The organism is Peribacillus sp. NPDC096447, assembly GCF_044762725.1.
GTDB lineage: Bacteria > Bacillota > Bacilli > Bacillales > DSM-1321 > Peribacillus.
Genome location: NZ_JBIWEV010000006.1, coordinates 186720 through 197771, shown reverse-complemented (window position 1 = coordinate 197771; position 11052 = coordinate 186720). Strand labels below are relative to the sequence as shown.

Genomic DNA, 11052 nt, shown 5'->3' with positions numbered 1-11052 from the left:
ACTCATGAAAGAACTCCTCCTCTTCAAAAGCTGTTATTTCTTGAATAGTATCTGCAGCATGTTAGTCCGCTATTACGGGAACTCCAGGAAGCTCATGCACATTCTGGTTTTTGCCTTTCACTTATGAGCGCATTTATTTCCCCGCCCAATATGATGATGAGCCCCGATAAATAAAACCAGACCATTAATACGATGATCCCTCCAAGGCTTCCATATGTTGCAGAATAATTAGCGAAGTTCTCCACATAAAAAGAAAACAAAAAGGAAACAAGACTCCATCCTGCCGTTGCAAAGATAGCACCAGGCAGTACGGTTATGCATTTCAGCTTTATGTTGGGGGCAATCCAATAAAGGATAGTGAACACAATTAAAAATACAAGCGTACTGATCACCCAGCGAAGCTGGTTCCAAATCGTAAGAAACTCATCGGATTGTCCAATTTCGGCAAATAGGAATACTCCGATCTGTTTTCCGAATACCGGCAGCAATAAAACGACAATAAAAACAAAAATCATCGCTAAAGTGAGCAGAATCGACATTCCCCGGGAAATAAAGAAAGTTCGACTTTCTTTTACATCGTATGCATGGTTAAATGCTTTAATGATTGCATTCATCCCATTCGATGCCGACCATATCGTTCCGATGACACCAAACGACAATAAAGTCCCATTCGCTTCCATCACTTTCGAAAGGTTGGCCTCAATGATTTTCATCGAATCGTCAGGCGCATATGTACGGACGGTATTTAATATATCTTCTTGGGAAAATGGCAGATAGGCCAATAAGGTGAATAAAAAAATAAGTAACGGAAACAGGGAAAGTAAGAAGAAATAAGACAGCTGTGCGGCAAGCCCCGACACATCATCCATCTGTAACCGTTTTATGAAAGTCTTGAAGAATGAGCCTTTCAGCCATTCTTTTTTATTGGCCATACCTCCACCCCATTTTCTAATTTAAGGAAATCCGTTCATGGTGACTTGAAGATGACTCATCTTGCTCTGCAGCAAAGACTTCCTTCGTCTCCATCACCACTTGGGCAACTTGCGATGGAATATCCTTCATTTCCTCCACCTTTTGGGAAATGAAGGATACATCATCGGAAATTTTTTCAACAGTGGAACGGACCTTGGATGATGTTTCACGTACTTGTGTAAGCACCCCATTGGGATTCTTCACGAATTCCTTCATATTACTCATGCAGCTTTTACTGTTTTCCAATACAGAAGCACGCGTATCCTTGTCAAAAAGGCTTATCGCAGCCCCTGCTAACGCCCCAATAAAGACCGCTTGCATAAATTTACTTTTCTTGTCACACTTATATTCTTCTCGAATGTTGCTCATATATTCTCCTCCTCGTCATATATTAGTTGATGGATAATGGTAGCTATCCCCATTATACAATGTTTAAAAAAGTTTTTTCCTATCTTTTCCCAAACTCCCTCAGTTTAAAACGTGGAGATGACCAAGTATATTGGGGATCAAGCTTCGTAATATTCATTGACTTCCAGCGGTAATCATGCAAAGATGAAAATAATTTAGGAACGTATGAAAGGATGAGGGAAATGGATTTAACGCAAAACACAGCCGAAAGTGTCGAGTTTATGATCGAAGCAATCAAGGATAAATTAAAAGTGATGAACTTCGGTGCAATCAAATCAACCCATTTTGATATCGAAATGTACGAAGAGCTGCATGATATTTATACAATGGTGATGAAAAAAACGAATTTCAGTGTCCGTGAAATGGAAGCGATCGCCGAAGAACTTGGAAGACTGCGTAATAAGTAACATTCAAATCCTCCCATATCGGTGAGGATTTTTTTCATTTTTAAAATAATTCTGATACATTTGATATAGAAATTGAAAACCGACAGGAGTTGTAAGCATGGTAGAAAGAAGAATACCCATCAGTATTGCAGAAGCAGTGGAAAAAGTGATGAAGCATAAATTAATAGGACATGCGGAACTGATTCCCCTCGAGGAAAGCCAAGACCGTTTTTTGGCTCAAGATATTGTAGCCACAAATGACGTTCCGCATTTTAACCGCTCTCCATATGATGGATTCGCCCTCAGGTCCAAGGATACGGCAGAGGGTTCCATAAATAACCCTCTTGAGTTCGAAGTGGTTGAAGAACTGGCTGCGGGGATGGTATCGACTATCCCTGTACAAAGAAATCAAGTGGCGAGAATCATGACTGGAGCTCAGATGCCAGCTGAGTGTGATGCCGTAATCATGCTCGAGCTCACAAAGGAATTCGAAAAGGACGGAAAGAAGTACATATCATTTAAACGCTCACTTAAGGAAGGCGAAAACGTTTCTTTTCAAGGAGAGGATGCAAAGAAAGGCGATGTTCTTGTAAAAAAAGGAACAGCGATCAATCCAGGGATCATCGGCTTGCTGGCAACATTCGGATATGCCGAAGTCCCAGTTGCCAAGAAACCTGTCGTCGGATTATTCGCTACAGGTTCGGAACTTCTTGATGTTAACGAACCGTTGCAGCCTGGGAAAATCCGCAACAGCAATTCACATGCCATCTCCGCCCAAATTCGGAGGGCCGGAGGAGAAGTCCGCTATTATGGAAAGCTTAAGGATGAATTCGAATTAAGCCACGAGGCCATTTCAACTGCCTTGGAGGAAGTGGATTTGCTCATTACAACTGGAGGGGTTTCTGTCGGTGATTTTGACCTTCTCCCGGATATTTATCAAAAAATGGGTGCTGAAGTCTTATTCAACAAAGTGGCCATGCGCCCCGGCAGCGTGACGACCGTAGCGGTATATAATAACAAATTTTTATTCGGTTTATCCGGCAATCCTTCCGCCAGTTATGTCGGCTTTGAACTATTTGCAAGACCGATCATCCGCACCATGCTGTTTTCGGAACATCCGCATTTACGAAAAGAGACTGCCCAATTGGCAGAGGACTTCTTAAAGCCCAATCCATTCTCACGTCTGCTTCGGACCCGATTATTTTATGAATCCGGCCAGTTGAAGGTAATTCCCAGCGGTGTGGATAAATCCAATATTACAACAAGCTTGGCAGGTGCCAATTCACTGACCGTCTTACCTGGGGGGTCCCGTGGTTTCCAAACGGGAGATTTCGTGGATATCCTGCTTCTCGATGACCAGGAAGGATGCAAATGGCCTTGGTGAAGCCTTTTATTTTTCAGGTGGTTGGCTACCAAAATAGAGGAAAGACGACCTTCATAACGAATATTATCAAAAAGCTTCGCAAAGCCAAATTAGAGACAGCCGTCTTAAAACATCATGGACATGGCGGAAAACCGGATGTTAACGGTATGAAGGATTCCAATAAACACTTTCAGGCTGGGGCGGCAGCTTCTCTTGTTGAAGGTGATGGAACAATCGAGCTGCTCGGCAATTTCAAGGGGGAAGCCCCTATCACTGAGCTGATTCAATTACTGTGTCTATTTCTCCCTGATGTGATTTTAATTGAGGGTTATAAGCAAGAGGACTTTCCTAAGGTCATTTTAATCAAAGAAGAAAGTGACCTCGTGTTATTGGAACGGCTTACTAATGTCAAAGCAGCGGTGGCTTGGCCCGAATGTCTGGAACGAACCAGGAATCATGCTTCAGTACCCGTCTTCCCTTTGGATTCGGATTCATTCATTACATGGTTTTTAGAACAAATATGAAGGAGGGCACAATGTTCATTCAATTTCCCATAGAAAAACGTCGCAAGATGATCGAAAGTATCCAAGAATATGTGTATCAGGAACATGGAAAGGAAATCGGAGAAATTGCTGCTGAAAATCACTTGCAGTTCATTTTCGAAATATTGCTCCATTTATCTATAATGAAGGTATCAAAGATGCTAAAAAAGTCATTGAGGACAGATTAGGAAATATAGAAGAAGATTTGTATTCATTGGGACGGCCAATTGATTAACATGAAAAAACAGCATCATAATCGATGCTGTTTTTTCATGTTCATTGTTCGGTCAGAATAAGCGGACCGTTTTTCGTAATGGCAATCGTATGCTCATATTGAGCCGAGTATTTCCCATCTGCAGTGGATGCCGTCCATCCATTCGGATCCCGGCTTGCTTTATATGTACCTACATTTACCATTGGCTCGATGGTGAATACCATGCCTTCCTTAAGACGCGGGCCTTTATTCGGCAGTCCATAATGCGGAACCTGCGGCTCTTCATGAATGACACTTCCTATCCCGTGGCCGATGAAATCACGAACGACAGAGAAGCCTTCCGCCTCGACATATGTTTGTATGGCATGACCAATATCTCCAATCCGATTGCCTTCCACACATACTTCAATCGCCTTATATAAAGATTCCTTCGTCACATGAACCAAATGCTCGGTTTCCTTTGAAACCTTACCGACCGTATACGTCCAGGCAGAATCGGCAAGGGCCCCGTTATAATTGACGACCATATCAATCGTTACGATATCTCCATTTTTCAAAGGGGTCTTACGAGGGAAACCATGACAGATTTCTTCATTTATGCTGGCACATGTCGCATACTCATACCCTTTGTAACCCTTTTGTTCCGGCTTCGCACCATGTTTTTTTAAGAATCCTTCAACAAATTCTTCTATTTCCCATGTTGTCACCCCAGGAACAATCAACTTAGCAATCTCCCTATGACAAGCTGCCAAAATTTTACCCGATTCATGCATCGCTTGAATTTCTCGTGCAGATTTTAATACGATCAATCGTGACACTTCCTTTTTTATTCGTCTCTCCTTTTATTTTACTGCAAAGATGAAAGTATATGAATCCTTTAAAATGAAAAATCCCGGCAGCTGCCGGGATTTTTCATTATTTCAATAGATTGAGCGATTCCCGGTTAAATGCCGGAAGATCTTCAGGTGTCCTGCTGGTTACAAGCTGGTTTCCGCAAACCACAACCTCCTTGTCCAAATATGTGGCACCTGCATATTCCATATCGACTTTAATGGATGTATATCCTGTTGCGCGGCGTCCTTCAAGTGTTTTGGCTGTAATCAGCAACTGCGGTCCATGACAGATTGCAAATACAGGCTTTTTATCATCCATGAACGATTTGGCGAAAGATACGAAGCGTTCGTCAGCACGCAGCTGATCAGGCGAGAACCCACCGGGGATGAATAATGCATCGAAATTTTCCGGTTTCACTGAGTCGATGCTTTCATCAATCGCGACTTCTACCTCCCCTTGTTTTCCTTTAACAGTTTTCCCTTTTATCATTTCAATCGTCGTTACCGTATGGCCGGCTTCTTCAAATGCTCTTGCCGGTTCACTATACTCCGAGTCCTCAAACATATTCGTTACTACACATGCGATATTTTTACCCATAATAATTCATCTCCTCAATTTTTGATTGAATGAACCTACTTTGCACTTTATTTATGTTCCCTCTGTCACCATTAATAAAACGCATAATTAATGTTAGTGCTATATTTAGCCTATTCCCAAAGCAAATCAATGTTTAGGATACTGGCCAACAACGTGAATCGCATTGATGATTCTTTTATTGATCCATTTCCTGTTTTCCTCTGTATTCAAATTTCGAAATATCCTTTTCCGTCCTTCTTCCATGGTTACATAGTAATTAGGCAGGTTATTCAATGATAATGTGATGATGTCATTTTTACATTTACTGCACGAACAAAATGTTTGGTATTCCATACCTGACATTAAAACCTGCACCCATGTCACAACGATTTCTTCCATCACATTTGTAAATTCTCTCTCCATATATTCTCCTTAAAAAAGAAAAACCCGTCCATTCCTGACAGGTTTTCACTCATTTATCGCTGTCCGTGGAACAATTAGGATTTCAACTCTCCGGTTTTTCGCCCTTCCTTTTTTCGTTTCATTGGAAGCAACCGGCTTGAATTCCCCATGTCCTTTAGCGCTGAACATCTCGGGATCCAACTCTTTATTTTCGAGGAGAAGTTTCATAAAATTCACGGATCGCATCACGCTCAGATCCCAGTTGGATTCATACTGGTAATTCTTTATAGGAATATTATCGGTATGCCCGCTTACGATAATGTTTCTGGGTAAGTCCATGACCAGCAAATCGGAGATTTCCTTAGCGATTTTTCGGTTTTCACTTCTCACCTCAGCCACACCCGATTCGAACAGCACGTTTTCCCTAATTGAAATCAACATGCCTTCATCCGTAAGGTTCGTTCCCAATTTATCCGTTAAATCATTCTTTTGGATGTAGGCATTTACACGCTCCTGAACTTCCGTAAGTTCTTCTTGCTCGTTTTTCCCTAGCTTCTCAAGATCTTCCGCACCTGTTCTTTGTTCTGGTGACGTTGGCTCATTGCTCGGGGAATCACTTGGAAAATCCATAAAACCCGTTCCGCTTGTAAAAACCTGGTTAAATACATTGGACAACTGCTGGAACCTTACTGCATCAACCGAACTTGAAGCGAACAAGACGATAAAAAGAGCGAGAAGCAATGTTAAGATATCGGCGTAGGGAACCAGCCATGATTCATCGATATGCTCTTCATGCCTTTGTTTCTTTTTGCGCCTAGCCATCTTCTCTCACATCGCCTTCTAACCACTTTTTACGATCTCCAGCAGGCAAATATGATGTTAATTTCTGTTCAATCGTTCGCGGCGCCTCCCCTTCAATGATCGATAAAATACCTTCTATCATCATTTCTTTGATTCGAACTTCCTGCTGCGACTTCCGTTTTAGCTTGTTGGCAAATGGATGCCATAACACATACCCCGTGTAAATCCCCATCAAGGTTGCGACGAACGCGGCAGATATGGCATGGCCCAAAGCCTCCGTGTCGGCCATATTACCCAATGCAGCAATCAGCCCGATTACCGCACCCAATACACCCAGCGTCGGTGCGTATGTACCGGCTTGACTGAAAATCGCTGCCGCGCTTAGATGACGTTCTTCCATCGCATCTATTTCCTCTGCTAAAATATCACGAATATAATCGGCACTCTGACCTTCGACTGCAAGATTCAAGCCATTTTTCAAAAAAGTATTATCCACTTGATCCGAAATGCTTTCCAATGCCAATAAGCCTTCTTTCCTGGCAATGACCGCCCATTCAGAAAAGGTTTTAATTAAATCTTCAGGCTTTGTCAATTTTTGTTCAAAGAATAAAATCTTGAATATTTTTGGTAGTCTTTTTAATTCCGACAAAGGGAAAGCCGTTACGACAGCAGCTATCGTCCCTACAATAATGATCAAAATAGCCGCCGGGTTAATCAGCGCCGTTACACTAACGCCTTTCAACACCATTCCGACCAAGATGGCCACGATACCCAGAACTACACCCAAAACTGATGTTATATCCATAATACTCACCCATTCATTTAAAGTCTCGTCTCCTCCTTATATCGGATGAAGTTCAAAAAAAGTGAGGATTATTTTACTATTCGATTTCAATTTTCACTAAATCATCACAAAATCTACCAACTTTATTGCCTAGATGAGCTTAACCAACAGTACATTCAATGTTTTGGGTACAATATTTTTTCAAGAATGGAATTACCAGCCTGTTTTGTATGAAATTATCTCAATACGTCTGGAATATGCGCATTTACTCGTGAATTTTGGCGGTTTACTCGTGAGTTTCGCGCTTTTACTCGTGAGTTTTGGCGGTTTACTCGTGAGTTTCAGCATTTTAATCGTGATTTGGCGGTTTACTCGTGAGTTGCGGTTTACTCGTGAGTTTCGCGCTTTTACTGGTGAATTTCGCACTTTTACTCGTGAGTTTCAGCATTTTACTCGTGAATTCCAGCATTTTACTCGTGAGTTTCGCGCTTTTACTCGTGATTTTCCGCTTAACGCCAAAAGGACAAAGCCTGTCAGCTTTGTCCCTGTTTTTGTTTCCCGTGGTTTCTTCCGGCCAGCCATTTTATGATGGGTGATAGAAAAAATAAAATGAATAAGATCCTGAATAAATGAAAGCTTGTGACAACGGATAAATCCACATGCACAGACATGGCTGTGACTGCCATTTCGGCGACGCCGCCTGGCGCCATGCTCAAAAATAATTCGTTCGCCTGTAAAGATAGGACTGGGGCAAACTGAATGGAAAGATAATAGCAAAATCCAATCAATAGGACATTACTGACGAATACGGCCCCGAACATCTTTCTGAAAAGTCGGGGGTTATCAACCTTCAGTGTGTAGCCTAAATGTGCGCCGATCAACAATTGCGACAAGTTCAACCAAAAGTCAGGAATCTGCGGGGCACCTGGGCCTGCTAAATTGAATAGTGCAGCGGCCATGAGAGGTCCTAGCAAAAAAGGGAGCGGAAAATTCGCTTTCTTTGTGATGAAGATGAATATCAGCAATGTTACCAACATCATGATGGCTAATTTCCCATCATATTCAAATAAGAAAAACGGCCGCTCCGATACGGCCATTACCGCACCTGATTCAACTGACATTACATGGGTCACAATCCAAGGAACAATGGATATCACCAGGATGACCCGCAGTGTTTGCATGAAACCTACAACCGTTTCATCACTTTCCTTCATTTCCTCACTTAAGACCACCATCTGGGAAAGGCCTCCCGGAAAACTGCCAAGCATCGATGTGCCCAAGGATAAGTTCATTCGCTTTCCGACAAACCAGCCGGTCAACACTGTAAATGAAATGATTGCAATTGTCGTAAAAAGCATAACTGGCAGATATTCAATCATCTCATTTAGAGATTGTTTCGTGAATGAACTGCCCAGTTGCAAACCTAGAATGACCAATCCAGTACTTCTAAAGGTTTTAGACCAATACAAATACTTCCTTAACTTCACTTTAGCAATCATTACGACGAATAATGGTCCAAGCATCCATGGCAGGTATATTCCAAGGCTATCAAACGCATAACCACCCAGGAAAGCTAGAAAAGCTGTAAAGATGACTCTAAAACTCTTACTCTCGATTAAATTTTCACTCACAAAATTACCTTCTTTATTTAAGCGGATTTTCATCTTTATCTTAACATAAAATAGGCGGATTCAAAGCTGCATCCACGCTTGTTTTCACCATTCCAGTGTCAGGATGCCAATTGGACATTTGCCGTTCTTGGCGCGCCTCCCTCACCAGTGCATTTTTATATTCCCTCATGTTTTCGCTCTATGAAAGGAACAGCACGGCACTTCCACTATTTACTAGATTTCCCACCCCCACAAATTCGCTATAAAAGGTAGAATGAGTATATAGGGGTCAAACTCTTATGGAGGGGTGACTAGATGTTATCAAATACAGAAATAGGCATTGACTTAGGAACTGCAAATACGCTAGTTTATAGTAAAAATAAAGGAATCGTATTTAATGAGCCATCTGTGGTGGCCATTGATATAGAGACTAATAAAGTATTGGCAGTCGGTGTGGATGCAAAAAACATGATCGGGAAAACACCTGGAAATATTGTGGCAATCCGTCCGCTTAAGGATGGTGTCATTGCGGATTTTAACGTGACCGCGCAAATGCTTCGGGAAATCATGAAAAAAGCAAGTAAGGCCCTAGGTTTATCGATTCGCAAACCTAGTGTAGTGGTCTGTACACCATCAGGTTCCACATCAGTTGAGAGAAGGGCCATTCAGGATGCAGTCAAAAGCTGCGGAGCGAAACAGGTCCACCTTATCGAGGAACCAGTAGCAGCAGCAATAGGTGCGGGCTTGCCTGTCGAAGAGCCAGTTGCCAATGTCATCGTTGATATCGGCGGCGGAACGACTGAGGTCGCAATCATCTCTTATGGCGGCGTCGTTTCTTGCAATTCAATCAGAATTGGCGGAGATCAATTGGATGAAGATATCAGCCAATATGTTAGAAAAAAACATAATGTGCTGATTGGGGAAAGAACAGCCGAGGAAATAAAAAAAGAAATCGGCTACGCACTCGTTAAACATTCCGTGATCACCATGGAAGTCAGGGGCCGCGATCTTGTAACGGGTCTTCCAAAGCCGATTACAATATCATCCACTGACGTCCAGGAAGCCATCCAGGAATCGCTTCTTCATATACTGGAAGCAATAAGGGCCACTTTGGAAGATTGTCCTCCTGAATTGAGCGGGGATATCGTCGATCAAGGTGTCATCTTATCCGGCGGGGGTGCACTTCTCAACGGGGTACAAGAATGGCTGACGAATGAAATCGTCGTCCCAGTCCAACTTGCAGATAACCCGCTTGAATCAGTTGCCATCGGAACCGGGCTTTCACTTGAGGTCATTCACAAATTACAAAAAGCCGTATACTAAAAAATTGAGGAAACCCCGACTTGGGGTTTCTTTTTTTTCCTTTCAGGCTTTGCAGACAGCAATTTCCACGTTAATAACTTCCCTGAAATATTTTACCTCGTTTGCGTAGAGAATATGGAAAAGGTTTTTTTACTGTTTGGATAGGAATAACCTGCAGAACTAAATCCATGTAATGTTACATAACTTGTGTTATAATCTAATTATGTTACATTGGCAAGAGGAGAAGATCGATGGAATATGTAGAAGCCTTTAAGGATATCAATCAAATCAGCAAAATAAAAACATACTTACGCTCTCACTCCAGTCGGGATTATTTATTGTTTGTACTCGGCATCAATACAGGTATGAAGATAAATGAAATGCTCGAAATCACTGTCTCCAGCGTTCTGGATGAAACGGGCAAAATCAAGGAGTTCTATGAGCAGCGGACGGAAAATGACGAAGTAAACCAAATTTATTTGAACCTGAAAGTCCGTACCGCCTTACAAGAATACCTTAAAGGTTCGAAGGTTATCGAAGGTCAATTTTTATTTCTTTCCCCTAAGACAAAAAAGCCGATCACACGTCAACAGGCGCACCGAATCATCCATGATGCTGTGGAAGGTGCAGGGCTGACAGGCAAATTCGGAGCAAGTTCGATGCGTAAAACTTTTGGCTACCACGCCTATAAACAAGGAGTGTCACTGGCATTGATCCAGAAGCATTACCATCATTCCAGTCCATCGGAGACATTAAAATACATCGGCATATCTAAGGAGAAGAAATTCAAGACGAATATTGACGTTAACTTATAAACATTCTGCTATCTTCTATTTAACTCTAACCAACATTTTAAGG

Annotated in this window: 15 protein-coding genes and 1 pseudogene; 7 read left to right on the top strand and 9 right to left on the bottom strand. The window is 42.1% G+C overall.

What is annotated here, in order from left to right:
• Window positions 1–92: 92 nt before the first annotated feature.
• Both ACIQZD_RS20655 and ACIQZD_RS20650 read right to left on the bottom strand, forming a co-directional pair.
• On the bottom strand, window positions 93–932 hold the full coding sequence (locus tag ACIQZD_RS20655; RefSeq protein WP_402905961.1) for a YihY/virulence factor BrkB family protein: 840 nt from the start codon (window positions 930–932) through the stop codon (window positions 93–95).
• A gap of 16 nt (window positions 933–948) precedes the next feature.
• Window positions 949–1341, bottom strand: a complete 393-nt coding sequence (locus tag ACIQZD_RS20650; RefSeq protein ID WP_402905959.1) for a YtxH domain-containing protein — start codon at window positions 1339–1341, stop codon at window positions 949–951.
• Window positions 1342–1562: 221 nt separating this feature from the next.
• Between ACIQZD_RS20650 and ACIQZD_RS20645 the strand changes: the two genes are divergently transcribed.
• The 4 genes and pseudogenes from ACIQZD_RS20645 to ACIQZD_RS20630 all read left to right on the top strand — a co-directional run bounded on the left by ACIQZD_RS20645 (window position 1563) and on the right by ACIQZD_RS20630 (window position 3906).
• Window positions 1563–1787, top strand: coding sequence for a DUF1128 domain-containing protein (locus tag ACIQZD_RS20645; RefSeq protein ID WP_034305672.1), 225 nt, complete (start codon window positions 1563–1565; stop codon window positions 1785–1787).
• Window positions 1788–1884: 97 nt separating this feature from the next.
• Window positions 1885–3150, top strand: a complete 1266-nt coding sequence (locus ACIQZD_RS20640) for a molybdopterin molybdotransferase MoeA (protein ID WP_402905957.1) — start codon at window positions 1885–1887, stop codon at window positions 3148–3150.
• Complete coding sequence (mobB, locus tag ACIQZD_RS20635; RefSeq protein WP_350301152.1) at window positions 3138–3653, top strand: molybdopterin-guanine dinucleotide biosynthesis protein B; 516 nt, start codon at window positions 3138–3140, stop codon at window positions 3651–3653. Before ACIQZD_RS20640 ends, mobB begins: the two co-directional genes overlap by 13 nt.
• Window positions 3563–3906, top strand: a pseudogene (locus tag ACIQZD_RS20630) (DUF2164 domain-containing protein). Before mobB ends, ACIQZD_RS20630 begins: the two are co-directional and overlap by 91 nt.
• A 41-nt stretch (window positions 3907–3947) precedes the next feature.
• On the opposite strand, the gene map reads toward ACIQZD_RS20630, so the two are convergent.
• From map to motA, 5 genes are all read right to left on the bottom strand, one after another.
• On the bottom strand, window positions 3948–4694 hold the full coding sequence (gene map / locus ACIQZD_RS20625) for a type I methionyl aminopeptidase (protein ID WP_101224883.1): 747 nt from the start codon (window positions 4692–4694) through the stop codon (window positions 3948–3950).
• 106 nt (window positions 4695–4800) lie between these two features.
• Entirely contained in the window at window positions 4801–5316 is a 516-nt protein-coding gene (locus ACIQZD_RS20620; RefSeq protein WP_402905954.1) for a type 1 glutamine amidotransferase domain-containing protein, read from the bottom strand.
• A 126-nt stretch (window positions 5317–5442) separates the two neighbouring features.
• Window positions 5443–5718, bottom strand: coding sequence for a late competence development ComFB family protein (locus ACIQZD_RS20615; protein WP_402905953.1), 276 nt, complete (start codon window positions 5716–5718; stop codon window positions 5443–5445).
• Window positions 5719–5763: 45 nt separating this feature from the next.
• A complete protein-coding gene (gene motB, locus ACIQZD_RS20610) occupies window positions 5764–6519 on the bottom strand; it encodes a flagellar motor protein MotB (RefSeq protein WP_402905951.1) in 756 nt (251 codons plus the stop codon).
• Entirely contained in the window at window positions 6512–7303 is a 792-nt protein-coding gene (gene motA, locus ACIQZD_RS20605) for a flagellar motor stator protein MotA (RefSeq protein WP_101224885.1), read from the bottom strand. Before motA ends, motB begins: the two co-directional genes overlap by 8 nt.
• Before the next feature lie 271 nt (window positions 7304–7574).
• On the opposite strand from motA, the gene ACIQZD_RS20600 reads away from it, so the two are divergent.
• Window positions 7575–7871: a hypothetical protein gene (locus ACIQZD_RS20600; protein WP_402905948.1), complete on the top strand. Its 297-nt coding sequence runs from the start codon at window positions 7575–7577 to the stop codon at window positions 7869–7871.
• On the opposite strand, the gene ACIQZD_RS20595 is transcribed toward ACIQZD_RS20600, so the two are convergent.
• Window positions 7816–8913 carry an AbrB family transcriptional regulator gene (locus ACIQZD_RS20595; protein ID WP_402905946.1) on the bottom strand — a complete coding sequence of 366 codons (1098 nt, stop codon included), beginning with the start codon at window positions 8911–8913 and terminating at the stop codon, window positions 7816–7818. The genes ACIQZD_RS20600 and ACIQZD_RS20595 overlap by 56 nt on opposite strands.
• A 40-nt stretch (window positions 8914–8953) precedes the next feature.
• Window positions 8954–9082 (bottom strand): hypothetical protein, encoded by a 129-nt coding sequence (locus ACIQZD_RS20590; protein ID WP_402905944.1) that lies wholly within the window; start codon window positions 9080–9082, stop codon window positions 8954–8956.
• 125 nt (window positions 9083–9207) lie between these two features.
• Here ACIQZD_RS20590 and mreBH point away from each other — a divergent pair, with 125 nt between their 5' ends.
• Both mreBH and ACIQZD_RS20580 read left to right on the top strand, forming a co-directional pair.
• Window positions 9208–10215, top strand: a complete 1008-nt coding sequence (mreBH, locus tag ACIQZD_RS20585; RefSeq protein WP_137017834.1) for a rod-share determining protein MreBH — start codon at window positions 9208–9210, stop codon at window positions 10213–10215.
• A 230-nt stretch (window positions 10216–10445) separates the two neighbouring features.
• Complete coding sequence (locus ACIQZD_RS20580) at window positions 10446–11009, top strand: tyrosine-type recombinase/integrase (protein ID WP_241590013.1); 564 nt, start codon at window positions 10446–10448, stop codon at window positions 11007–11009.
• The last annotated feature ends 43 nt before the right edge of the window (window positions 11010–11052 follow it).